This window comes from Massilia sp. SYSU DXS3249, from assembly GCF_053668055.1.
On record NZ_JBSIPX010000001.1, the window covers coordinates 118555 to 141036 of the forward strand.

Annotated in this window: 18 protein-coding genes, 3 tRNA genes and 2 pseudogenes; 12 read left to right on the plus strand and 11 right to left on the minus strand. The window is 66.6% G+C overall.

Annotated elements, in window-relative coordinates; all coding sequences use genetic code 11:
• Window positions 1-200: 200 nt before the first annotated feature.
• Genes ACWCIA_RS00555 through ACWCIA_RS00570 form a run of 4 tightly spaced genes read left to right on the plus strand, consistent with a single transcriptional unit; the run spans window position 201 to window position 3154 of the window.
• Window positions 201-572 (plus strand): LiaF transmembrane domain-containing protein, encoded by a 372-nt coding sequence (locus tag ACWCIA_RS00555; protein ID WP_454159967.1) that lies wholly within the window; start codon window positions 201-203, stop codon window positions 570-572.
• Complete coding sequence (locus tag ACWCIA_RS00560) at window positions 565-1335, plus strand: LiaI-LiaF-like domain-containing protein (protein ID WP_454159969.1); 771 nt, start codon at window positions 565-567, stop codon at window positions 1333-1335. Before ACWCIA_RS00555 ends, ACWCIA_RS00560 begins: the two co-directional genes overlap by 8 nt.
• Complete coding sequence (locus ACWCIA_RS00565; protein ID WP_454159971.1) at window positions 1335-2423, plus strand: sensor histidine kinase; 1089 nt, start codon at window positions 1335-1337, stop codon at window positions 2421-2423. The genes ACWCIA_RS00560 and ACWCIA_RS00565 overlap by 1 nt, the downstream gene beginning before the upstream one ends.
• Window positions 2424-2425: 2 nt before the next feature.
• Window positions 2426-3154: a LytR/AlgR family response regulator transcription factor gene (locus tag ACWCIA_RS00570; RefSeq protein WP_454159973.1), complete on the plus strand. Its 729-nt coding sequence runs from the start codon at window positions 2426-2428 to the stop codon at window positions 3152-3154.
• Here ACWCIA_RS00570 and ACWCIA_RS00575 read toward each other — a convergent pair.
• The 3 genes from ACWCIA_RS00575 to ACWCIA_RS00585 all read right to left on the minus strand — a co-directional run bounded on the left by ACWCIA_RS00575 (window position 3135) and on the right by ACWCIA_RS00585 (window position 8038).
• Window positions 3135-5423, minus strand: a complete 2289-nt coding sequence (locus ACWCIA_RS00575) for an ATP-dependent DNA helicase (protein ID WP_454159975.1) — start codon at window positions 5421-5423, stop codon at window positions 3135-3137. The genes ACWCIA_RS00570 and ACWCIA_RS00575 overlap by 20 nt on opposite strands.
• Window positions 5405-7054: a VRR-NUC domain-containing protein gene (locus tag ACWCIA_RS00580; RefSeq protein ID WP_454159977.1), complete on the minus strand. Its 1650-nt coding sequence runs from the start codon at window positions 7052-7054 to the stop codon at window positions 5405-5407. Before ACWCIA_RS00580 ends, ACWCIA_RS00575 begins: the two co-directional genes overlap by 19 nt.
• Window positions 7055-7156: 102 nt before the next feature.
• Window positions 7157-8038, minus strand: coding sequence for a hypothetical protein (locus ACWCIA_RS00585; RefSeq protein WP_454159979.1), 882 nt, complete (start codon window positions 8036-8038; stop codon window positions 7157-7159).
• 106 nt (window positions 8039-8144) lie between these two features.
• On the opposite strand from ACWCIA_RS00585, the pseudogene ACWCIA_RS00590 reads away from it, so the two are divergent.
• Window positions 8145-8690, plus strand: a pseudogene (locus tag ACWCIA_RS00590) (AAA family ATPase); the annotation flags it as partial.
• Between the two features lie 14 nt (window positions 8691-8704).
• A complete protein-coding gene (gene tssA, locus ACWCIA_RS00595; RefSeq protein WP_454159981.1) occupies window positions 8705-9715 on the plus strand; it encodes a type VI secretion system protein TssA in 1011 nt (336 codons plus the stop codon).
• 96 nt (window positions 9716-9811) lie between these two features.
• Here tssA and ACWCIA_RS00600 read toward each other — a convergent pair whose 3' ends face one another.
• Entirely contained in the window at window positions 9812-10381 is a 570-nt protein-coding gene (locus ACWCIA_RS00600; protein WP_454159983.1) for a phasin family protein, read from the minus strand.
• 82 nt (window positions 10382-10463) lie between these two features.
• Window positions 10464-10667, minus strand: coding sequence for a hypothetical protein (locus ACWCIA_RS00605; RefSeq protein ID WP_454159985.1), 204 nt, complete (start codon window positions 10665-10667; stop codon window positions 10464-10466).
• A gap of 113 nt (window positions 10668-10780) precedes the next feature.
• Between ACWCIA_RS00605 and cueR the strand changes: the two genes are divergently transcribed.
• Window positions 10781-11170 carry a Cu(I)-responsive transcriptional regulator gene (cueR, locus tag ACWCIA_RS00610; RefSeq protein WP_454160555.1) on the plus strand — a complete coding sequence of 130 codons (390 nt, stop codon included), beginning with the start codon at window positions 10781-10783 and terminating at the stop codon, window positions 11168-11170.
• A 79-nt stretch (window positions 11171-11249) separates the two neighbouring features.
• Here cueR and ACWCIA_RS00615 read toward each other — a convergent pair.
• The 3 genes from ACWCIA_RS00615 to ACWCIA_RS00625 form a co-directional block, all read right to left on the minus strand.
• Window positions 11250-11334, minus strand: a tRNA-Leu gene (locus ACWCIA_RS00615).
• A 65-nt stretch (window positions 11335-11399) separates the two neighbouring features.
• Window positions 11400-11484: transfer RNA gene (locus ACWCIA_RS00620), tRNA-Leu, on the minus strand.
• A 64-nt stretch (window positions 11485-11548) separates the two neighbouring features.
• Window positions 11549-11633, minus strand: a tRNA-Leu gene (locus ACWCIA_RS00625).
• 342 nt (window positions 11634-11975) lie between these two features.
• Between ACWCIA_RS00625 and rnr the strand changes: the two are divergent.
• From rnr to ACWCIA_RS00645, 4 genes and pseudogenes are all read left to right on the plus strand, one after another.
• A pseudogene (gene rnr, locus ACWCIA_RS00630) lies at window positions 11976-14205 on the plus strand (ribonuclease R); the annotation flags it as partial.
• A 982-nt stretch (window positions 14206-15187) separates the two neighbouring features.
• Window positions 15188-15922, plus strand: coding sequence for a 23S rRNA (guanosine(2251)-2'-O)-methyltransferase RlmB (rlmB, locus tag ACWCIA_RS00635; RefSeq protein WP_454159987.1), 735 nt, complete (start codon window positions 15188-15190; stop codon window positions 15920-15922).
• A 263-nt stretch (window positions 15923-16185) separates the two neighbouring features.
• Window positions 16186-16923 (plus strand): serine O-acetyltransferase, encoded by a 738-nt coding sequence (gene cysE / locus ACWCIA_RS00640; protein WP_454159989.1) that lies wholly within the window; start codon window positions 16186-16188, stop codon window positions 16921-16923.
• Between the two features lie 8 nt (window positions 16924-16931).
• The gene (locus ACWCIA_RS00645) at window positions 16932-17615 is read left to right on the plus strand and encodes a YceH family protein (RefSeq protein ID WP_454159991.1); all 684 of its coding nucleotides are present in this window, start codon (window positions 16932-16934) and stop codon (window positions 17613-17615) included.
• 79 nt (window positions 17616-17694) lie between these two features.
• Here ACWCIA_RS00645 and ACWCIA_RS00650 read toward each other — a convergent pair whose 3' ends face one another.
• Genes ACWCIA_RS00650 through ACWCIA_RS00660 form a run of 3 tightly spaced genes read right to left on the minus strand, consistent with a single transcriptional unit; the run spans window position 17695 to window position 19918 of the window.
• A complete protein-coding gene (locus ACWCIA_RS00650; protein ID WP_454159993.1) occupies window positions 17695-18684 on the minus strand; it encodes a hypothetical protein in 990 nt (329 codons plus the stop codon).
• The gene (locus ACWCIA_RS00655; RefSeq protein WP_454159995.1) at window positions 18681-19553 is read right to left on the minus strand and encodes an ABC transporter ATP-binding protein; all 873 of its coding nucleotides are present in this window, start codon (window positions 19551-19553) and stop codon (window positions 18681-18683) included. Before ACWCIA_RS00655 ends, ACWCIA_RS00650 begins: the two co-directional genes overlap by 4 nt.
• Window positions 19550-19918, minus strand: a complete 369-nt coding sequence (locus ACWCIA_RS00660; RefSeq protein ID WP_454159997.1) for a GntR family transcriptional regulator — start codon at window positions 19916-19918, stop codon at window positions 19550-19552. The genes ACWCIA_RS00655 and ACWCIA_RS00660 overlap by 4 nt, the downstream gene beginning before the upstream one ends.
• Window positions 19919-20369: 451 nt before the next feature.
• Between ACWCIA_RS00660 and ACWCIA_RS00665 the strand changes: the two genes are divergently transcribed.
• Complete coding sequence (locus ACWCIA_RS00665; protein ID WP_454159998.1) at window positions 20370-22412, plus strand: hypothetical protein; 2043 nt, start codon at window positions 20370-20372, stop codon at window positions 22410-22412.
• Window positions 22413-22482: the final 70 nt, after the last annotated feature.

Sequence of the window (22482 nt, forward strand, 5' to 3'; positions counted from 1 at the left end):
GCCCGCCCGTCGATGAGGCGGGCTTTTTTTCGTCCGTCGCATTTCCGGTGTCGCTGCCAGCCTCGGCGCTGACTCCAGTCTGTGCGCCGTTCGCCGAATCCTTCGCCATTCACCGCCCGCATTCCGCCATTCGCCGAAAGGCGCTTTCCAGGCCGCCCGCCGCCCGCTATCGTGTTGACATCACAACACGGAGGGCGCACATGAATACCGAAAACAACTACGCCGCGCGCAAGCAGATCATGTGGGGCGTGGTCCTGATCGCCGTCGGCGTCATCTTCCTGCTCGACCGCATGGACATCGTCGACTTGCGCAGCCTGTGGCATTATTGGCCGCTGCTGATCGTCGCCGCCGGCATCAACCAGACCATCGGCTACCCGAGCGCGCGCGAATTCTCGAACGGGCTGTGGACCGTCTTCATCGGCCTGTGGCTGTTCGCGGTGTTCGAAGGCTACTTCGGCCTGACCTTCCGCAACAGCTGGCCCCTGTTCCTGCTGATGTGGGGCGTGCAGATGGTACTTGCCCCGGTGGTCCAGCGCCGCTTCCCGCAAACGAAGGAGAATGACCGTGCATAAGGACATCATCGAAGGCCCAGAAGCTCGCCGCCAAGCTCGCCGCGACTCCCGCGGCGTCACCAGCCAGGTGCTGATGGGCGTGCTGGTGATCGCCATCGGCCTGCTGTTCCTGCTCGATAACCTGGACATCATCGAAGTCCACGAGGCGCTCAGCTTCTGGCCCCTGGTGTTCATCTTCGCCGGCGTCGCCAAGCTGCTCGATACCTCGACGCCGAACGGCTACCTGATCGGCCTGGCAGGCATCGCCATCGGCACGGTGATGATCCTGAACCGCCTCGGCATCATCTATTTTTCGTGGCGCATGGCCTGGCCGCTGGTGCTGATCGGCGTCGGCGCTTTCGTGGTCTTCCGGGGGATGCGCGGCGCATCGCCGGCGCGTTTCGGCGTGGCCGTCATGGACGGCAAGGACAAACTGCCCGAGACGGCCGACACGGCGACGCAAACCGTGGACGTCGCGGCCATACTGGGCGGCTTCGAGCGGCGCGTGCATACCCAGGATTTCCGGGGCGGCGAAGTCACGGCGGTGATGGGCGGCTGCACCCTCGACATGCGCGGCGCCTCGCTGCAGGGCGATGCGGTCATCCACGTGTTCGCGTTCTGGGGCGGGGTGACGATCAAGGTGCCGCCGGACTGGACGATCGTCCTGCAGGGCACGCCGATCATGGGCGGCTTCGAGGAAAAGACGGTGAGCCCGCCGGACAGCAGCAAGCGCCTCATCATTCGCGGCTACGCCATCATGGGCGGCGTGGAGGTCCGTAACTGATGCAGGGCGTGATGCACGGCCCGCTCGGCACCCGGCGCAGCACGGCCCTCTACCTGGCGGCCTGGCTGCTGCTGGGGACCATGCTCGCCGGCCTGCTGCACACGGCGGCCGACGCGCCCTGGAGCGCCAGCCTGCCGTTCGCGGTGCCGCTCACGCTCCTGTACGGCTGCGCCAGCGGCTTTTCCTCGTATTACCTGTGCCGCGCCTATCCGCTGGCCAGCAAGCCGCTGGTCTCGGTGCTGGGGGTGTTCGCCTGCACCGCGGTGTGCGCCAGCGCGCTGTGGACGGCGGCCGGCAATGGCTGGGGCGAACTGCTGCGCGGGGCGGTGTCCGGGATGCCCGGCATGACGCGCCCCTTCGCCGCATTGATGTTCGGCCTCGGCGTCATCCTCTACGGCCTGACGGCGGTGGCCCACTACCTGGCGCTGGAGTTCGAGCGGGCGCGCCTGTTCGAGCGGCGCGAGCTGGAGATGAAGCTGGCCGCGCAGGACGCCGAACTGCGCATGCTGCGCACCCAGATCGATCCGCACTTCCTGTTCAACAGCCTCAATTCGATCAGCGCGCTGACCTCGATCGACCCAGGCGCCGCGCGCGGGATGACGCTGCAGCTGTCGGACTTCTTCCGGCGCAGCCTCGGCATGGACGCCCAGCGCAAGGTTCCGCTGACCGAGGAGCTGGCCCTGGTGCGCGCCTTCCTCGCCATCGAGACGGTCCGATTCGGCCCGCGCCTGCGCTTCGAGGAGACAGTGGCGCCGGATGCCGGAGCCTGCCTGCTGCCGCCGATGCTGCTGCAGCCCCTGGTCGAGAACGCGGTCAAGCACGGCATCGGCAACCGGATCGAGGGCGGCACCGTGCGCATCGCCGCCGAACGCGCCGGTTCGCTGCTGCGCATCCGGGTCGAGAACGACGCGGACGAGGAGGGGGGCGCGTCCCCCGCTGCGGGCTGCGGCATCGGCCTGGCCAACGTGCGCCAGCGCCTGGCCGCGACCTATGCGCACGAGGCGAGCGTGTTCTGGACCCATGTCGACAACAGCTTCCGCGTGGAGCTGGCGCTGCCCGTCGAGACCACCCCTGTCATGGAGAGCTGAGGATGCGTGTCATCATCGTCGACGACGAACACCTGGCGCGCGCACTGCTGCGCGAATACCTGCGCGACCATCCCGCCATCGAGGTGGTCGCGGAATGCGCGAACGGCTTCGAGGCGGTCAAGGCGATCGGCGAGCTGCAGCCGGACCTAGTCTTCCTCGACATCCAGATGCCCAAGCTCGACGGCTTCGAGGTGGTGGAACTGGCCGGCGCGCGCACCCATTACGTGTTTGTGACGGCCTACGACCAGTATGCGCTCAAGGCCTTCGAGGTGCGCGCGCTCGACTACCTGCTCAAGCCCTTCAGCCGCGAGCGGCTGGCGCAGGCGTTGGCCAACGTGGCGGCGCGCACTGCGCCCGCGCAGGAGGTGCAGGCCGTGGCGCATGAAGCGGCGCGCCGCCATGGTCCCATCGAGCGCATCCTGGTGCGCGACGGCGCCCGCGTGCACGTGGTGCCCACTGCCTCCGTCGACTGGATCGAGGCGCAGGACGACTACGTGCAGATCAGCGCGGGCGGGCGCACCCATCTCAAAAATGGACGCATGGCCGAACTCGAGGAGGGACTGGACCCGGGCGTCTTCCTGCGCGTGCACCGCTCCTACATCGTGAACGTGGGCGCGATCGAGCGCATCGAGGCGCCGACCAAGGACAGCTGGTGCGCGGTGCTGAAGGACGGCAAGCGGGTGCCGGTAAGCCGCGCTGGCTACGCGAAGCTCAGGGAAGCGATGCGTTGATGGCGTCGACCTGCCACCAGCCCGGCAGCAGCGCGCGCACGGCCGGGTCGTCGAAGCGGTCGTCGATCAGGTAGACCACGCCCTGGTCCTGCTCGGTGCGGATCACGCGGCCCGCCGCCTGCACCACTTTCTGCATGCCCGGATACAGGTAAGTGTAGTCGTAGCCGGCGCCGAACATCGCCTGCATGCGTGCGCGCAGGGCTTCGTTCACGGGGTTCAGCTGCGGCAGGCCGAGCGTGGCCACGAAAGCGCCGATCAGGCGCGCGCCCGGCAAGTCGACGCCTTCACCGAAGGAGCCGCCCAGCACCGCGAAGCCGATCCCGCGCCCCTCGGGGTGAAAGCGTTCGAGGAAGGCGCCGCGCTCCTGCTCGCTCATGCGCCGCTCCTGGCGCCAGACCGGTACCTCGGGATGGCGTTCCGCGAACAGGCTGGCGACCTGGTCGAGGTAGTCGAAGCTGCTGAAGAAGGCGAGATAGTTGCCGGGCGCCTGGGCGTACTGGTCGGCCATCAGGCGCGCGATCGGACCGAGCGATGCGGCGCGGTGGGCGTAGCGTGTCGAGATGTCGCGCGCCACGTGCACGGCCAGCTGGCCGCTCGTGAAGGGCGACTCGACGTCGACCCAGCCGGTGTCCTCGGGCAGGCCGAGCAGGTCGGCGAAATAATGCCAGGGGCTGAGGGTCGCCGAAAACAGGGTCACCGAGTGCGCCTCGGCGAAGCGGGCTTTCAGGTGCGGCGCGGGCACCACGTTGCGGATCGAGAGCGTGGTGTCCTTGGCGCCGCTGCGGGTGTCCCGCGTGACGTCGCACAGCGAATGCTCGCCGAAGGATTCGGCCAGGCGGGTGAAGGCCAGGGCGTCGAAATGGAAGCGCTGCAGGTCCGGGTCGAGCGGACCGGGATGCTCGGCGGCGAAATCGTTGATGGCGCTGGTGGCGTTCGTCAGCGCGTTCAAGAGCTTGTCGGGCGGCTCGGGCAATTGCTGGTAAGGCGCGGGGGCCTTCGCATCGATCTCGCCCCAGGTGCGCGCCAGTTTGGCGAGCGCCTTCTTGACGCCTTCGGGCGCGGCGGCGCGCGCCATGCGCAGGGCCGCGCGGTCGAGTTCCGCCGAGTACATGGCGCGTGTCCGCGAAACCATGTTGTGGGCCTCGTCGACCAGCACGCTGGCGCGCCAGCCGTTGGCCTGGGTCAGCGCGTACAGCATCGCGCCGCCGTCGAAATAATAGTTGTAATCGCCGACCACGACATCGCTCCAGCGCGCCATTTCGCTGCCCAGGTAGTAAGGGCAGACGTCGTGCGCCAGGCCGACCTCGCGCAGCGCGGCGCGGTCCAGCAGCGGCACGGCAGCCGCCGCCTCGCGTGCGGCGGGCAGACGGTCGTAGAAACCCTTCGCCAGCGGACAGGACTCGCCCTGGCAGGCCTTGTCGGGATGCTCGCAAGCCTTGTCGCGCGCCGTCAGCTCCAGCACCCGCAGCGGCAAGTCCGGGCTGGCCGCGCCGATGGCATCAAGGGCGTCGAGCGCCAGCTGGCGTCCCGGCGTTTTCGCGGCGAGGAAGAACACCTTGTCGATGCGCTGCGCGGGCGCGGCCTTCAGTACCGGGAACAGGCTGCCGACGGTCTTGCCGATGCCGGTCGGCGCCTGGGCCAGCAGGCAGCGGCCGGCGGCGTTGGCCTTGAAAACGGTTTCGGCGAGCTGGCGCTGGCCCGGGCGGAATGCCGGGTGCGGGAAGCGCAGCGCGGCCAGTGCCGCGTCGCGCGCCTCGCGGTGACGCAGCTCGGCCTCGGCCCAGGCCACGAAGCGACGGCACTGGTCTTCGAACAGGGCGCGCAGTTCAGGCGCACTGCGGGTCTCGCGCAGCACGGTCTCGTGGCCGCTGCCGATTTCGTAGTACACGAGGGCCAGGTTGACCGTTTCCAGCCCGAGCTGGGCGCACAGAAGGTGGCCGTAGACGCGCACCTGCGCCCAGTGCAGGTGGCGGTGGTTGTCGGGCATGGCGGAAAGCTGGCCGCGGTAGGTCTTGATCTCTTCGATCAGGTTCTCGCGCAGGTCGTAGCCGTCGGCGCGGCCGCGCACGTGCAAGGGACCGTAGTCGCCGGAGAGCGAGACTTCGGTCTGGTAACCCTCGCCACGTCGGCCCTGCACGACGGCGTGGCCGGCGATGCCCTCCTGGGCGGTCGGGGAGGGCGTGAAGCGCAGGTCGAGGTCGCCCTGCTTGGCGGTGAATTCGCACAGGGCCCGCACGGCCACGACATAGCTCAAGCTGCCGCTTCCCATTCCAGGTAACACACCGAGACCGGCATGTCGTGCTGCGCGCAGTAGTCGATCCAGCGCAGCTGGTTGTCCTGCAGGCGGTCGCCCGGGCCCTTCACTTCGATCATGTTGTAGCGGCGCTCGGCCGGCCAGAACTGGATCAGGTCGGGGAAGCCCGTGCGGTTGGCCTTGACGTCGGCCAGGATGCGCTCGCACCAGCGCCGCAGGTGGGCGGCCGGGATGCAGTCGAGGGCCAGTTCCAGCAGGCCGCGGTCGAGGTATTCCCAGGACACGAAGGGCGCGGAGATGCCGGCCTTGTCGTCGAAGCGGGCGAGGATGGTGGCGCGGTAGCGGTCGTCGTCGAGCTGGGCCAGGCAGTCGTCGAACTCGCGTGCGCGGCGGCGGTGGAAGTCCAGGCTGTACAGGTCGGCCGGCGCGCGCTGGAAGGGGTGGAAGAAGGCGCCCGGGATGGCGGCGAAAATCGCGGGCCAGCACAGCAGGCCGAAGAGGGCATTGGCCAGCATGTTCTCGACGTAGAACACGGGCGCGTCCTCGCCGGCGAGGTGGTCGCGCACCGCGCCCTCGACCCAGGGATCAAGGCCGGGATGCGGCAGCGACACCGCGAACTGGGCGATGGCGGCGACGCTGCCCTTGGCCGTCCGGGGATGGCCGAGTTTACGCGCAAGGCGCGGGCCGATGCGTCCGCAATGCTGGCGTTCAGCGTCGCTCTCGGGCGCACGCTGCGCTTCTTCCAGCAGCTGCCAGGCCTCGAGGTAGCGTTCGGCCTTTTCCAGCACCCGGATGGCGCGGCCGCGCGAGCCCGGAAAGCGGCAGCGGGCATATACCTCATGTGCGCGGGGCCAGTCCTTTTGCTTCTCGAAGTGCTGGCCGACCTGGAACAGGAATTTTTCGCGCCGGCTCTCCAGCCAGTCGTTGTCGAAGGCGTGCAGCGGCAGGTCGCGCAGCACCTCGTCGGCCGGTTCCAGGCCTACGGCGAAACGCTCGCGGCAGGCGTGCAGGGTGAGGTAGTGGTCGATGTCCTCGCGCCGGCGGAAACCGCGCGAAGCGTGCGAGAACTCCACCTGCTCGTAGCGGAACAGGCCGAGGTCGGCCAGCACGAATTCGGTCCAGTCCTGGTGCAGGTTGCCGAAGAAGATCAGGCGCAGGCGGTCGCACAGGGGCTTGACCAGGATGCGCAGGGCGACGTCGCTGCAGTCGCGGTACCAGGCGGAGAAAGCGCGGCTGGCGCCGAAGTCGGCGCGCAGGGCTTCGAGCTGCTCGGCCTTGCGCGCATTCTTTTGCTGGAGATGGGGGCCGAAGGCGCCGGCGATCTCGGGCTTCGACAGCAGGTCGAACAGTTCGTCGAGTGAGAGTTCGGGATCTTGCACGATCCAGCCGGTGGGCAGCAGGTGCTGCGCCGCCTCGACCGGGCAGCCGATTTCGGCATAAGCCAGTTTGCTGGCGCGGAACAGGTCGCCCTTGCGCATGACCATGCGCACGAACAGGGCGCGCGCCGGCTGGGGCAGCGCGGAAAACGCGCCGATGAATGCCCGTTCCTCGTCGGTCAGCAAATCGTGATAACGCTGTCCGATCCAGTCAAGGACGCCCTGGAAGTTGTCCAGGTAATAAAACTCGTTTTCCAGAACCCTGTTCATCTCGTAACGCGCTACTGTGCTTATGTACAGTATAGCGCTTCGCCGCGATGAACTCACAGCAGTTTCGACGGCCTGGTTCGGCCGCCGTGGCTTTTTGCCACATCAGGGCTGGGCCGGCTTCGACGGGCATTTCGTCCCGCTGCAGGCGGCGGCGGCCTCGCGTTCGCCGCGGTGGCGTTCCGACTGGGCGATGATGGCCGAGATCAGGGCCACGTCGCTGTCGACCTGGGGCGCGGTGGCGGCGGCCTTGCGCTGGCGGGCCGTATCGCTGGCCGCCGCCTTGGCGACGCTGCGCGTCGGCGCGGGCTTGGCGGCGCGGGCTGCCGGACGCGGGGCTTTGTCGGACTTCTTGTCCGCGTTCCTTTCGCTGCCGCGAGCGGCAAGCTGGGTGGTGCGCGGCTTGGCCGGGCTCGTGCTGGCGGCGTTCTTCCTCAGGCGCGGCGCCGGCGCCGGGGCTGGCGTTACCGTGCGCGCGGGCGCAGCTTCGTGACGCGGCAGCATGACCAGCGGCGGCAGGGCGCTGCTCCTCGCCACCCGCGGCGCCGGCTGCATTGCCGTCTTTGTTGCAGTGCGAGCCGGTGCCGCTTCCTGCGGCGGCAGCATCACCAGCGGCGGCACGGCAGCAGGTGCATTGCTGGCGGTGCGCGGCGCAGGTTCGGGCTCGTCGACGATTACGGCCGCGCGCGGCGCCTCGGCGGCAGGCGGCGGCAGCATCGGCGCGGTCGCCCCGGGCGGCGGGGAGGCGTTCGAGACGACCGGCGGCACCATGACCAGCGCGTCGTGCCCGGCCTGGAGGTCGGCGGCGCTCTTGTGGTTGTCGTAGGCCAGCCAGGCCACGCCGCCGGCCAGGATGCCGGCAAAGGCGGCCGCGGCGCCGTAGCAGGCCAGCCGCAGGTTCGAGGCGCGCGTGCCGCTGCGCCGCGCCGAGTCGCGCTCGAGCATGGCGAGGATGTTGTCTTCACCCACAGTGCGGCGCGACGACATCAGGTTTGGTCTTGTCGAGCCTGCTTGATTTTCGTCTGTAGGGCGCACGGCATACCTCCTAAGATGGGCGTTTCTGTCGATTAGAAACAATCTGGGAAAAGCCATGCTGATCTTCCAGGTGTTCGACAAGGGCGTGCTGGACGACGCCGAAGGCCGGCAGATCGACTTCCGCAACACGATCATCATCCTTACCTCGAACACGGCGTCCGCCACGATGATGCAGGCCTGCCTGAACAAGTCGGCAAGCGAGATGCCGAAACCCGACCAGCTGGCCGAAATGATCCGTCCGCAGCTGATGAAGCAGTTCAAGCCGGCCTTCCTCGGGCGCCTGGCGACCGTGCCGTTCTACCCGATCGGCGACGAGGTGCTGGCGAATATCATCCGCCTCAAACTGAACCGCATCGGCCAGCGCGTGCTGGACAACCACGGCGCGACCTTCGAGTACGACGACGCGCTGGTGAACGCGGTGCTGGCGCGCTGCACCGAGGTCGATTCCGGCGCGCGCAACGTCGACACGATCCTGAACGGCACCCTGCTGCCCGAGATCGCCGACAGCGTGCTGGCGCGCATGGCCGAAGGCGGGGCGATTGCGCGCATCAAGGTCGGCGCGACGAAAGCCGGCAAATTCAAGTACGCCATCGAAGCGGCTTGATGGAGGAGACTGCCATGTTCAACGTCGAGCAGCTCCTCAAACCCGTCAGCGCGGACGCCCCCTGTGGCGAAGACCTGGCGTTCTCGCCCGAGCTGGACGCGATCGCCCAGGCGCGCAAGGCGGACGATCCGTCGATCGAGCAGGGCGCCTGGGTCACCACGCTCAAGGAAGCGGACTGGAAGTTCGTCGAGAAGCGCTGCGCCCAGCTGATCGAAACGCGCAGCAAGGACCTGCAGCTGGCCGTGTGGCTGGCCGAAGCGGGCGCGAAGACGGCCGGACTGCGCGGACTGGGCGACGCGCTGCTGGTGATCGCGGCGCTGTGCGAGCGTTACTGGGACGGCCTGTATCCGCTGCCGGACGAGGGCGGCTTCGAGCAGCGCATCGGCAATCTGGCCTGGATCGCGGCGCGTACGCCGCAGCTGGCGATGGAGTGCGCCGTCACCGAAGGCACGGTCATGTCGATGCGCGACATCGAGGCGGCACGCGCCCAGGGCGCTGCGAAAATCGCCGAGGTCGAGGCGGCGCGCGGACGCACGTCGAAAGCCTTCCAGCAGGCCATGCTGGACGATTGCAACGCCTGCCTGGCGGCGCTCGACGCGCTGGAGCAGGCGGTCGACGCCCGGCTCGCTGCGGACGGTCCCAGCTTTTCCACGGCGCGCAGCGCACTGCAGAACCTGGCGCACTTCGTCACCCCGAGCGCGCCGGCGGTCGCGGTGGTGGTCGTGCCCGCGCCGGGCCAGCCGCAGCCGGCCTTGCAGGCGCTGCCCATCAGCTCAAGCGCCGGCCAGCCGCTGTTCGCAGGCGCCATCCAGACGCGCAGCCAGGCGCTCGGGCAGCTGCGCGCCGTGGCCGATTTCTTCCGCCAGACCGAGCCGCACAGCCCGGTCGCCTACCTGGCCGAGAAGGCGGCCACCTGGGGCGAGCAGCCGCTGCACCTGTGGCTCAGGACGGTCGTGAAGGATGCGGGCGCGCTGGCCCATGTGGAAGAGCTGCTGGGAGTCGAGAAGGAAGAACCTGCGGAGTGAAAGATTCTTTCATTGAAGGCCAGTGAATGAAAGAATATTGCGAGGGCAGCCCTGGCTGCCCTCGCTGTCTTGCGAAAGCCTGTTACCGCAGCGGCCTTACTCGGCCGGCTTCTCTGTGCCCGCCGGCTTGTTCATGCCGGGATTGACGAGCGACGACGCCTTGGCGATCTGCTCCTCGACGGTCTGGACGGCCTGGCGGGTGGCTTGCGTCACCTGCTCGTAGCCCTTGAAGGCGTTGTCGATCGCGGCCTTGATGATCTCGACGGCGTTTTCCGACCCCGGCTTGACGTTTTGCGTCACGTCGTAAATCAGGGCCGACAACGTGCTCTTGGCCTCGGCGACGTGCACTTCGGCGGCGCGGCGGAACTCGCTCTGCATTTCCTCGATGATGACTTTCATCTGGTCGCGGTACTCGACGCTGCCGGCCATGTCCGGCGTCATGCGTGCGGAGAGGGCGTCGAAGGCGGCGCGGGCATCCTGCGCCTGGCTCACGTCGCGGCTGGCCGCGAGCGTCTTGTCCATCGTGCTGCGGGCGGTGGCCATGTTGAGCGCCATCACCTGTTCGAGACCCTTGACCGTCTTGTTGGCGAGCATGTCGAAGGTCTGCATTTGCAGGTCGAACAGGGTTTTGGTGGCTGATGCGAATTGTTCCGGACTCGTGAACATCAATGTCTCCTCGGTTTTCCGGGCAGGGGCTGCCCGGTTTGTTCAATCACTGCGATGGACGACTTGCGAACTAACCGGCCTATTATTTAGCAACGATGAGCTTTTCGCAACGGCTGTCCCGATACGGGCCGGCGGCACGCTCCCAGCCGGGGCCGAGCGGTGTCTGCGAACAGGCCAGCAGGCCGTTCGCCTTGCTGCGCCACTGGAACCAGGGCGCCGGCTTGGCGGTAGCCTGGGCGAGGACGCTGGTAAGGACCAGGCCGGTCAGGATGGTGGATGTTTTCATGGCAGCCCGAGCATAACCCGTTTGCCGCCCGCGCGGGGGATGGGCTTGAGCTTCCCACGATGGGAAGGTGTATCCTCGGGTTTTACTGGAGGACGAGCATGTACAAGGATGGGATGAACATCGGCGAAGCCGCAACAGCCTCGCAGGTATCGGCAAAGATGATCCGGCATTACGAATCGATCGGGCTGATCGCGCCGGCGCGCCGCACGGAAGCCGGCTACCGCCTGTATTCGGGCCAGGACGTGCGCGTGCTGCAATTCATCCACCGCAGCCGCGCGCTCGGCTTTTCGCTGGAACAGATCCGCGGCCTGCTGGCGCTGTGGCAGGACAAGGCGCGCGCCAGCGCCGACGTGCGCAACATGGCGCTGACCCATATCGAGGAATTGAACCGCAAGATCGCGGAGATGGAGGCGATGCGGCGCACGCTCGAAGAGCTGGCCAGGTCCTGTCATGGGGATGCGCGGTCGGATTGTCCGATTCTGGATGATCTGGCGGCGCAGTAGGAGGGCGCGGAAACGCAAAACGCCGTAATCCTTTTGCAAAGATTGCGGCGTTTTGCGCCGGCTTTCGCCAGAGAGCTTTTGGTGCCCACGGAGGGACTCGAACCCCCACACCTCGCGGCACATGGACCTGAACCATGCGCGTCTACCAATTCCGCCACGTGGGCACTGCAAGTACAACGATTTACATCTATTACCGTACAACGAACTGCTGCGGATCACTGCCAGTAGATGGTGCCCACGGAGGGACTCGAACCCCCACACCTCGCGGCACATGGACCTGAACCATGCGCGTCTACCAATTCCGCCACGTGGGCACTGATGCTGCTAACAACGCTACAACGGGTACAACGAACTGCTGCGGATCTACTTCCGGTAGAGTGGTGCCCACGGAGGGACTCGAACCCCCACACCTCGCGGCACATGGACCTGAACCATGCGCGTCTACCAATTCCGCCACGTGGGCACTGATGCTACTCAAACCACGGTTATCGCTAACCGTCGAAGCTGATACAATATCAGGCTTTGCTGTTTTTCGCTAGATCAACTTTCGATCATCCGGCGCCAAACTTCCTGAATCTTTACCGCTTTCTCTTTCACCGCAACATGCTGCCGTTGCGAGAGAGCCGAGATTATAGCGGAACGATTACAAAAGTCAAAGACCCTTCCCAGCAGGACCCGAGCACGCTTCATTAGGTCGCGGTTAGGTAAATTCGGTGGTCCTCCGTTACACTACGCCTGTCAAGGTGTCAATCTAACCACGGTGCCGGCCGGTCCGGCGCCCCTGAATAAGAATCAAGAAAACGATTTGAAGCAACCTACTCATACTATTCCTAGCCGCGAGGAAATTCTCGGTGTTTTCCGTGATGCCGGCACGCCGCTCGATGCAGCCACGCTCGCACGTGCCCTCCGGGTCAAGCCAGCCGCCCAGGAAGTCCTGGGCCGCCGCCTGAATGCAATGCAACGCGACGGCCAGCTGCGCACCAGCGGCGACGGCGTCTACACGCTCGCCAACGGCTCCGATTTCGTGGCCGGCAAGGTCGCTGCCCACCGCGACGGTTTCGGCTTCGTCATTCCCGACGAGCCGGGCGCCGACCTGTTCCTGAACGACAAAGAAATGCAGAAGGTGCTGCACGGCGACCGCGTCCTCGCGCGCATCACCGGCACCGACCGCCGCGGCCGCCCGGAAGGCACGATCGTCGAAGTGGTCGAGCGCGCCAATACCCACGTCATCGGGCGCCTGCTCAATGAAGGCGGCGTGTGGATCGTCTCGCCGGAAGACCAGCGCATGAACCAGGACATCCTGGTCGCCGGTTCCCCCGGCAAGGCCAAGTCCGGCCAGGTGGTCAGCGTCGAAATCATCGAGCAGCCGGCGCGCTTCCAGCAGCCGACCGGGCGCATCGTCGAAGTCCTCGGCGAGCTCGACGATCCGGGCATGGAAATCGAAATCGCCGTGCGCAAGTTCGGCGTGCCCCACGTGTTCTCGCCGGCCGCACTGAAGCAGGCCAACAAGCTGCCGAACGAAGTGGTCGATGCCGACCTGGCCGACCGTGTCGACCTGCGCGACGTGCCGCTGGTCACCATCGATGGCGAGGACGCGCGCGACTTCGACGATGCCGTGTATTGCGAGCCGGTCAAGCTCGGCCGCAAGGGGGACGAAACAGTCGGTTTCCGCCTGCTCGTGGCGATTGCCGACGTCAGCCACTACGTGAAGCCGAACGACGGCCTCGACGGCGACGCCATCGAGCGCAGCACCTCGGTATATTTCCCGCGCCGCGTGATCCCGATGCTGCCCGAGAAGCTGTCCAACGGCCTGTGTTCGCTGAACCCGGCCGTGGACCGCCTCAGCCTGGTGTGCGACATGGTCGTATCAAGCGAGGGCGAAGTTCAGGCCTACCAGTTCTATCCGGCGGTGATCCACTCGGCCGCGCGCCTGACCTATAACCAGGTCGCCGACATCCTCGCCGATCCGCAGGGCGAGGAAGCAGGGCGCCGCCCGGCCATCGTGCCGCACCTGCAGAACCTCAACAGCGTGTTCCAGGCCCTGCTCGGCGCGCGCCAGGTGCGCGGTGCGATCGACTTCGAAACCACCGAAACCTATATCGTCTGCAATGCGATGGGCAAAATCGAAAAGATCATCCCGCGCACCCGCAACGACGCCCACCGCCTGATCGAGGAATGCATGCTGGCCGCGAACGTCTGCGCCGCCGACCTCCTGATCCGCCACAAGCACCCGGGCACCTTCCGCATCCACGCCACGCCGACCGAGGAAAAGCTGAACCAGCTGCGTACCTTCCTCAAAATGACGGGCCTGAACCTGGGCGGCGGCATGAAGCCGGCCGCCGGCGACTATGCCGCCCTGATGCGCGAGATCAAGGAACGCCCGGATGCGGCCCTGCTGCAGACCATGCTGCTGCGCTCGATGCAGCAGGCCGTCTACAGCCCGGACAACGTCGGCCACTTCGGCCTGGCCTACGAGGCCTATGCCCACTTCACCAGCCCGATCCGCCGCTATCCCGACCTGCTCACGCACCGCGCGATCAAGGCCGTCCTGCAAGGCAGGAAGTACGAGCCGAAGGGCATCGACGTCTCCAAGCTGAACACGACCGTGTCGAACGCCGCCCGCAAGCAGGCGGCCAAGGACAAGGCCGAGGGCACCGCCAAGGACGCGAAGGACCTGACCATCTGGGACGCCCTCGGCGTGCACTGCTCGGCCAACGAGCGCCGCGCCGACGAAGCCTCGCGCGACGTCGAGAACTGGCTCAAGTGCTTCTTCATGCAGGACAAGCTGGGCGAATCCTTCACCGGCACCGTCGCCGGCGTGACCACCTTCGGCATCTTCGTGCAGTTGGACGAGCTCTATGTCGAAGGCCTGGTCCACGTCACCGGCCTCGGCCAGGACTATTTCCAGTATGACGAAGCGCGCCACCAGCTGCGCGGCGAGCGTACCGGCAAGACCTTCGGCCTAACCGACCGCGTGGTCGTGCAGGTGGCCAAGGTCGATCTCGAAGCGCGCAAGATCGACCTCGTGCTGGCCGAAGAAGGCAGCCTCGCAGCGGCGCAGCCGGCTGCGGAACAGGAGCAGGGCGGCCGTGGCGACGCGGGCAAAGCTGAGCGCGGCGCCGCGAACGGCCGCGCTCCGGCAGCCGCGCCGCGCATGGACGCGGGCCCGGCGGCCGCAGCGGAAGAGGGCAAGGGCGGACGCTCGAAGCGCTCGCGCCGCGGACGCAAGGAGCGCGCGGCGGCACGCGAGGCAGCCAACCAGGTGCAGGAATTCGATGCGAGCATCGAGCCGGACAGCTCGGAAACCGCGCGCCGCGCCCGCCAGTCGGCGGACGCCAAGGCGGCCAATGCGCTGGCCCGCCAGCAGGCGGCCGAAGCCGCCGAAGCCGCAGCCCCGGTGCCGGCAGCCGCACCGCAGCAGGATGCAGGCGAGGTCGCTGAAGCCAAGGGCAAGCGCCGCTCGAAGAAGGACAAGACGGCCCAGGTTCAGCAGCCCGTCGAGGCTGTGAGCGACACCCCGGCCGTGCAGCCTGCCGCTGTCGTTGCCGCTACTGCGCCAGCCGACGAGGCAGCCGCGCCGAAGGCCAAGCGCCGTTCGCGCAAGGATGCTGCGGCTGAGGCACCGGTCCAGCCGGCCGAGGAAGTGCGCAGCGAGACGCCTGTCGCGGCCACGGACGAGGCGGTTGCCGCCAAGCGCCCACGCCGCACGAAGAAAGCCGAAGCGGCCGAGCCGGCACCGGCCCCGCAGCAGGAAACCACCGCCGTTGAGGCCCCGGTTCCTGCCAAGCGGGCACGCCGTACCAAAGCAGCCGAGCCGGCAGCGGCCGAGATTCCGGCCCCGGCAGCCGACGCGGCGCCGGCCAAGCCGCGCCGTGCGCGAGCCGCATCGGCCGTAGCGGACGCCCCGGCAAGCAAGAGCGCTCCCGCAAAGAGCGCCGCCAGGAAGCCTGCAGTCAAAGCAGGCAGCATCACCTCCAAAACCAGCAGCAAAAAAGCCAAGTAAGAGAAAAGCAACGCATGAAGAACAAAATGATTTTCGGTTTCCACGCAGTGACCTCGCGCCTGCGCCATGAGGCGCAATCGGTCGAGGAAATCTTCGTGGACGCCGAACGCAACGATGCCCGCATGAAGGCCCTGATCGCGAATGCGAAAGAGGCCGGCGTGCGCGTCATGCCGGTCGAGGCAAGCCGCCTCGACAAGATCGTCGGCACCCGCCGCCACCAGGGCGTGATCGCCTTCGCCAGCCAGCTGGCGCTGGCGCGCAACCTCGACGAGCTGCTCGACGCCATCGACGGCCCGCCGCTGCTGCTGATCCTCGACGGCATCACCGACCCGCACAACCTGGGCGCCTGCCTGCGCGTGGCCGACGGCGTCGGCGCGCACGCGGTCATCGTGCCGAAGGACCGCGCGGTCGGCCTGAACGCCACCGCGGCCAAGGTCGCCAGCGGCGCCGCCGAGACCGTCCCTTACATCACCGTCACCAACCTGGCGCGCACCATGCGCGACCTGAAGGAGCGCGGCATCTGGCTGATCGGCACCTCCGACGACGCCGACAAGGGCCTCTACGAAGCCGACTTCACCGGCCCCTGCGCGCTGGTGATGGGCTCGGAAGGCGAGGGCATGCGCCGCCTCACCCGCGAAACCTGCGACCTGCTGGTTTCCATCCCGATGTTCGGCTCGGTCGAGAGCCTGAACGTGTCGGTCGCCTCGGGCGTCTGCCTGTACGAAGCGCGCCGCCAGCGCGGTGCGTGACGGTTGAGCCCAATCGGGTTCGGCAAGTCTCGAACGTGATTTGAACGCGTGGACGGGAGACCCGTCCACCCTACGTCCAGTTGCATACCTGTAGGGTGGACGGGTTCCCCGTCCACGCGTTCAACGCACGTCTGATGGTCGAGCAATGACTATCGCGGCGTGACATCAGCCGCCCTTCGCGACACCCTCCAAAATTGACCCCCTGCCAAGCAGCCCGCAACGGTATAAGCTACCATTGCCGCTGTTTTCCTCCTGTACTGATTATGTTTTCCTCGTTGCGCGAAGATATCAAGAACATCATCGAACGCGACCCGGCCGCCCGTAACGGCTGGGAAGTGTTCACCTGTTATCCGGGGCTGCACGCCATTGTCATGCACCGCTGGGCGCACGCGTGCTGGCGCCTCAACCTGAAGTGGCTGGGCCGCTTCGTGTCCTACCTCGCGCGCGTCATCACCGGCATCGAAATCCACCCGGGCGCAACCATCGGCCGGCGCGTCTTCATCGACCACGGCTTCGGCGTGGTGATCGGCGAAACCGCGGTCGTCGGCGACGACTGCACCATCTACCAGGGCGTGACCCTGGGCGGCACCACGCTGGTGGCCGGCACCAAGCGCCACCCGACGCTCGAGCGCGGCGTGATCGTCGGCGCCGGCGCCCAGGTGCTGGGGGCGTTCACCGTCGGCGAATTCGCCAAGGTCGGCTCGAACGCCGTCGTCGTGAAACCGGTGCCGGCCGGCGCCACTGCCGTCGGCAATCCGGCCCACATCATCCGCAAGGAAGACCAGTCGCGCAGTGCCCGCATGTTTGCCGCCTACGGCGTCACGCCCAACGGCGACGATCCGCTGTCGAAAGCCCTGCGCGGCCTGATCGACCACGTCGCGCGCCAGGACGAGCAGCTGGAAAAGCTCACCGCCACCATCAAGGCGGCCGGCATCGCCTGCCCGAACATCTGCGAGGGTGATAAACTCGATTCAGCCGAACTGAACCGGCTCGTCGACTGAGGAATTCCATGACTGAAGAAGCAAGCGGCGCTCCGGCAGCCGACCCCGCCGTGCTCGATCCCTTCGAGATCCGCGTGCTAGCCGTGCTGGCCGAAAAAGAAGCGCTCACGCCCGACAACTACCCGATGTCGCTCAACGCCATCGTCAACGGCTGCAACCAGCTCTCCAGCCGCGATCCGGTGATGCAGCTGTCGGAAGACACGGTGCAGGACACCCTGCAGCGCCTGATCGAGCGGCGCCTGGTGAGCGGGGTGAGCGCCGCCGGCGCCCGCGTCACCAAGTACGAGCACCGCATGCGCATCAAGTGGACGCTCGAGCAGGACAAGGTGGCCGTGCTGACCGTGCTGATGCTGCGCGGCCTGCAGACGGCGGGCGAGATCCGCACCCGCACCGGCCGCCTGCACGAGTTCAGGACCGTGGGGGATGTCGAGGCGGCGCTGCAGTTCCTGATCGACAAATACCCGCCGCTGGTCGCGAAACTGGAGCGCGCCCCCGGCACCAAGGAATCTCGCTACGGCCAGCTGCTGGGCGGCGAGATCTCGCTGGCCCGCGACGACTCGGCCTTCGGCGCCGCCTCCAGCACGCCTCCAGGCAGCCGCGTCGGCCAGCTGGAAGCGGAAGTCGCCGCCTTGCGCGGCGAGCTGAACGAGCTCAAGGCGCAGTTCGAGGCGTTTCGCCAGCAGTTCCAGTAGCCGTCGAGCGCCGGAAAAAACGACAGGGCCGGCGAGATGCCGGCCCTTTTTCATGCGGTCGATCCGGCTCGGCCTGCCGTCAGCCTTCGTCGCGCCAGCGGCGCAGGCGGATGGCCCCGGCAATCATCGCCACGCCGGCGATCACGCCTGCCCACAGTTCCGGCGTGGCCAGGGTGGACCACGAATAGCTTACCATCGGCAGCAGCGGCACCCCGTTCGGACCAGGCTGCGGCAGGGCGGAGCCTGCGTCCGCGAACCAGGTGCCGGGAATCAGGCCGAGCAGGATCGTCTTGAGCACGTTGTTGATGATCCAGTCGGCGTTGATCGTGACCCCGGTCGACATCCCGAGCAGGAAATCGAGCCACTTCAGCAGCACCGCCGCCATCAGCGGCACGCCCACCGCCCACAGGAAGACCTTCGACTTGGCCCAGCTCGACACCAGCAGCAGCCAGCCCGCCGTCGGCAAGGCCCACAAAATGTAGACCGGCAGTACGGCCAGCAGATAGAGCGGCGCCAGGTAGAAGTTGACGTTACTCAGGAGCGGTCCCAGTACGCCGATGCCCACGGTGCTGGCGGCCATGTTCCCGATGAGGACGATCACCGCCGCGGTCGCGCTGGCAATGGCGATCGCGATCAGAGGCGCGACGACGAGCGCCGTGACGAGCTTGGACATGACCGTGTCGGTGTCCGATACCGGAAGCGACTTCCAGAACAGGATGCTGCGGTCGCGCCGGTCGTCGTACAGGGCCGACAGGCAGTAGAAGAAGGCCACGATCGGGAGGATCGCCAGGATCGGCGCGCCGCTCGCGATATAGTTGTTGGCAACCATGTTCGCTATCTCGGCACGTTTTTGCGGCGTCACGATGTCGGCCACGCGCTCCCTGTGCACTTCTTCGCCGTCGACCTGGATGCTGATGCTGTCGCCGCCGATCTTGCCGCTGGCCACGCCGTAGCCGGTAATGCCGCCCACCAGCACCACCATGAGCAGGGCGGCGATCAGCGGCGCCCAGATGAAACCGCCCTTGTTTTCCCAGAACTCGCGGCGGACGAGCCATTTCATCGTATTCATGCGTAGGTTCCTTTCATCGTTGCCACGAACAGGTCGGCGACGCTCGGATTGCGCGTTTCGCCGAGGGCGGACAGTTGAGCGCGCGAGACGCCGCCGGCGCGCGCCGAGTCGAACAGCATCACCGACTTGCCGAACACGGTGCGCTGGTCGAGCGGCTGCAGGGCGTTGGCGGCGGTGACCTTGTCGGCGGCGACCATGACTTCCACGTAGCGCTCGCCGACTTCGTCCATCGAAGCGGCCAGCACGATGCGCCCGTCGCGGATGAACAGCAGGTCGGTCAGGATGTGCTCCACTTCCTCGACCTGGTGCGTCGTGATGATGATGGTCTTGTTCTCGTCAAAATAGTCTTCCAGCAGGTTCTGGTAGAACTGCTTGCGGTAGATGATGTCGAGGCCCAGGGTCGGCTCGTCGAGCACGAGGATCTTGGCGTCGATCGCCATCACCAGCGCCAGGTGCAGCTGGACGATCATGCCTTTCGACATTTCCTTGACCTTCATGGTCGGCGTCAGGCGGGTATTCGCGATGTACTGCTCGGCGCGCTTGCGGTCGAAGCGCGGATGCACGCCGGCCACGAAATCGATGGCGTCGGCCACGCGCAGCCAGCGCGGCAGGATCGCCACGTCGGCGATGAAGCACACGTCCTGCATCAGCGCGTCGCGCTGGGTGCGCGGGTCCAGGCCCATCACGGTCAGCTGGCCGTCGAAGGGGATCAGGCCCAGGGCCGCCTTCAGGGTGGTGGTCTTGCCGGAACCGTTGGGGCCGATCAGGCCGACAATGCGCCCGGCCGGGATGTCGAAGTCGATTCCGTCGACCGCCGTGCGCTTGCCGTAGCGCTTGGTCAGGCCGCGGGCGGAAATGAGGGCGCTCATGCCGTACCTCCGGGCTGCGCGGTGTGCAGCAGTTGCTCGACGTTCAGGCCGAGCAGCCGGATACGTTCGACCATGGCCGGCCATTCCTCGCGCAGGAAGCGCTCGCGCTCGCTGGCCAACAGTTTCTCGCTTGCTCCTTCAGTGACATACATGCCAATCCCCCTTCGTTTTTCTACTAGGTTTTCGTCGACCAGTTCCTGGTAAGCCTTGGACACGGTGATCGGGTTGAGTTGGTATTCGGCCGCGATCTGGCGGACCGAGGGCAGGGCGTCGCCCGCTTTTAGGATGCCGTCGAGCATCATGTCGATGACGCGGTCCTTGAGCTGGCGGTAAATCGGTGCGTTGTCGTTCCAGCCGATGTTCATGGATGGTCCTCCCGTCGCGTCGGTGCTGCAGCATGTTCGTACATGTCCGGCTCCTCCTGGTGAAGTATTGCTGTGGTGTTGTAGTGAACTATAACAGCGACAGTTTTTCAGGCAGCCAGAAGGCGACGAACTGCACAAAAACGGACATGAAGCGCAAAAAGGCGATGCCGAGGCGACATGACCATCGTGTTTTGCAGCTTATCCGGACGTTTCCTTTCGCACATGGCCCTGCTCATCCATAACTCGAAGCCAGCCCGTGATGATAGGGGTTTTTCTTGCTCGAAAACTCACGAAATATTGCGCATTGGTGTGGCGCGCACGCTTCAGCACGTGTGCGACACATTTTTCTTTCCTCATGTATAGTTGTCGAGAATATATTGTAATTTTGATACTTTTAACGCCCGATCGAATTAAGTAACAGCGCAGTCGCGCCGAGCACCCTGGAGAAAACATGAATACGAAGAAAACGATGAAGCCGATGCAATACGCACTTGCCCTGGCGATAGCCGCCCTGGTGGCGGGCTGCGGCGGTGGCGGCGGTGGTGGCGACGGGGGCGGCGGGACGACGCCACCACCGACGGGCACCACGCCACCACCACCACCGCCGACCAATACGGCACCACAGACGGTGCTGGCCGGCAGGATCACTGCCCTGCAGGAGCCGCAAGCTGTCACCTCCGACAGCGCGGGCAACCTCTACGTCGTCGACGGCGGCCCGCATTCGATCCTGAAGTTCGCGCCGGACGGCACCATGACCACGCTGGCCGGCGCGAGCGCCAAGCCAGGCTACGCTGACGGTCCGGGCGCGAACGCGCGCTTCCGTTTCTTCGGCAGCAGCGACATCGTGTCCGACACCCAAGGCAACCTGTTCGTGTCGGACGAGTGCAATGGCATGATCCGCAAACTCGCGGCCGACGGCACGGTGTCGACGCTGGCAGGATCGGGATCGACCTTCTGCAACAACGTCGTTCCCGCAGGAGGCGTGACGACCCCACTTGACGGTACCGGTCAAGGCGCCCGCTTCACGCGTCCGATGCGTATCGTCCCGGACAATGCCGGCGGCGTCGTCGCCATCGATTCGCTGGTCGCAGGCCAGGTACGTTTCGTCAGCGCAGGTGGTGCGGTCACGACCCGCACCTACGCGGCGCCGACCGGCTTGAATGCAGCGCCGACTTTCTACGGCATCGCACGCGCCGCCAACGGCACCTTGTACCTGTCCGACTTCGACGGGCGGATCTGGAAAGACGTCAATGGCGCGCTGGTGCAGGTGGCCGGCCACGACCCAAGTACGCAAGGCAGCAGCCTCGGCTTCCAGGATGGCGCCGGCTCCGTGGCACGCTTCAGCGCCATTACCGATATCGTGATCTCGCCGAAGGACGGCAACCTGTACGTGGGTGACGCCTCGATGGTGCGCAAGGTCGATCTCAGCAACGCTAACGCTGCGGTCGTCTCCACGCTGGCAGGCGCCCCGACCCGCGGCTTCGTCGATGGCACGGGCACGGCTGCACGGTTCACGTCGATCCGCGGCATGGGCCTGGTCGGCGACGACCTGGTCGTCATCGAGACCGATCAGGGCGTCCTGCGCCGCGTGACTCTCGCCGGTGTCGTCACCACGCTCACTTCGACCGCCGCCGTGCGCGGCTACGTCGACGGCGCTGGCGCGCAGGCGCGCTTCAACGTGCAGTCCTCGCTGACGGCCGACGGCAGCGGCGCGCTGTACATGGCCGACAGTATCGCCCACACCATCCGCAAGGTCGCAGCCGACGGCACTACCACGACCTTCGCCGGCAAGGCGAACCAGAACGGCACGACCGACGGTGCAATCGCCACCGCGACCTTCAACGCTCCGCGCGCGGTGGCGGCAGGCCGCGACGGCTCGGTGTGGGTGGCCGAGAACGGGGTGACGCAGAACAGCAGCCAGCTGCGCAGGATCATCGGCGGCAACGTCAGCACGGTCGACAAGACCCTCGCCATCACGAACCTGGCCGTGGATGCCAACGGCAATGCCGTCGTCACCACCCCTGGCGCGGTCGTGCGCGTGACGCCTGCGGGTGCGAAGGAAACCCTGGTCGACACGGCCAAGATCGCCGCCCTGATCTCGGCGCCGACGGCCCGCTTCGTGCCACAGTCGGTCGTCATCGACGGCGCCGGAAATATCTATATTTCCGACACCGGCACCGTGGCGGTCTACAAGCTCACGCCAGCGGGTGGGCTGAGCGTCTTCGCCGGTACCCCGCTCAAGGAAGCGGGCGACATCGATGGTCCGGTCGGCACGGCAACCCTCGGCTTCTACGAAGTGGAGTACATGGCGCTCGACGACAAGGGCAATCTCTACCTGAGCGGCCAGGGCAGCGTGCGCATGATCAGCCCGGCTGGTGTGGTGTCGACGCCGAGCTTCTCATGGGACAAGGCGCCGATTGGTGCGATCGCCGTTACCAACGGCAAGCTGTACGGCATGACGCGCTACGCTCTGCTGCAGCACCAGCTGCAGTAAGCGTGGACCTTGCACGGCGCCACGGCGCCGTGTTCATCGCAACGACAAAGCCGCCGCAAGGCGGCTTTGT

Bases quoted from the DNA above. Each gene is read 5' to 3' on its own strand.
- ACWCIA_RS00585 (WP_454159979.1), bottom strand. From the start codon at position 8,038: ATGTCGTCGCGCCGCACTGTGGGTGAAGACAACATCCTCGCCATGCTC.
- ACWCIA_RS00645 (WP_454159991.1), top strand. From the start codon at position 16,932: ATGACTGAAGAAGCAAGCGGCGCTCCGGCAGCCGACCCCGCCGTGCTC.
- tssA (WP_454159981.1), top strand. From the start codon at position 8,705: ATGTTCAACGTCGAGCAGCTCCTCAAACCCGTCAGCGCGGACGCCCCC.
- ACWCIA_RS00600 (WP_454159983.1), bottom strand. From the start codon at position 10,381: ATGTTCACGAGTCCGGAACAATTCGCATCAGCCACCAAAACCCTGTTC.
- ACWCIA_RS00665 (WP_454159998.1), top strand. From the start codon at position 20,370: ATGAATACGAAGAAAACGATGAAGCCGATGCAATACGCACTTGCCCTG.
- ACWCIA_RS00655 (WP_454159995.1), bottom strand. From the start codon at position 19,553: ATGAGCGCCCTCATTTCCGCCCGCGGCCTGACCAAGCGCTACGGCAAG.
- ACWCIA_RS00660 (WP_454159997.1), bottom strand. From the start codon at position 19,918: ATGAACATCGGCTGGAACGACAACGCACCGATTTACCGCCAGCTCAAG.
- cysE (WP_454159989.1), top strand. From the start codon at position 16,186: ATGTTTTCCTCGTTGCGCGAAGATATCAAGAACATCATCGAACGCGAC.
- ACWCIA_RS00565 (WP_454159971.1), top strand. From the start codon at position 1,335: ATGCAGGGCGTGATGCACGGCCCGCTCGGCACCCGGCGCAGCACGGCC.
- ACWCIA_RS00580 (WP_454159977.1), bottom strand. From the start codon at position 7,054: ATGAACAGGGTTCTGGAAAACGAGTTTTATTACCTGGACAACTTCCAG.
- rlmB (WP_454159987.1), top strand. From the start codon at position 15,188: ATGAAGAACAAAATGATTTTCGGTTTCCACGCAGTGACCTCGCGCCTG.
- ACWCIA_RS00650 (WP_454159993.1), bottom strand. From the start codon at position 18,684: ATGAATACGATGAAATGGCTCGTCCGCCGCGAGTTCTGGGAAAACAAG.
- cueR (WP_454160555.1), top strand. From the start codon at position 10,781: ATGAACATCGGCGAAGCCGCAACAGCCTCGCAGGTATCGGCAAAGATG.
- ACWCIA_RS00555 (WP_454159967.1), top strand. From the start codon at position 201: ATGAATACCGAAAACAACTACGCCGCGCGCAAGCAGATCATGTGGGGC.
- ACWCIA_RS00575 (WP_454159975.1), bottom strand. From the start codon at position 5,423: ATGGGAAGCGGCAGCTTGAGCTATGTCGTGGCCGTGCGGGCCCTGTGC.
- ACWCIA_RS00570 (WP_454159973.1), top strand. From the start codon at position 2,426: ATGCGTGTCATCATCGTCGACGACGAACACCTGGCGCGCGCACTGCTG.
- ACWCIA_RS00605 (WP_454159985.1), bottom strand. From the start codon at position 10,667: ATGAAAACATCCACCATCCTGACCGGCCTGGTCCTTACCAGCGTCCTC.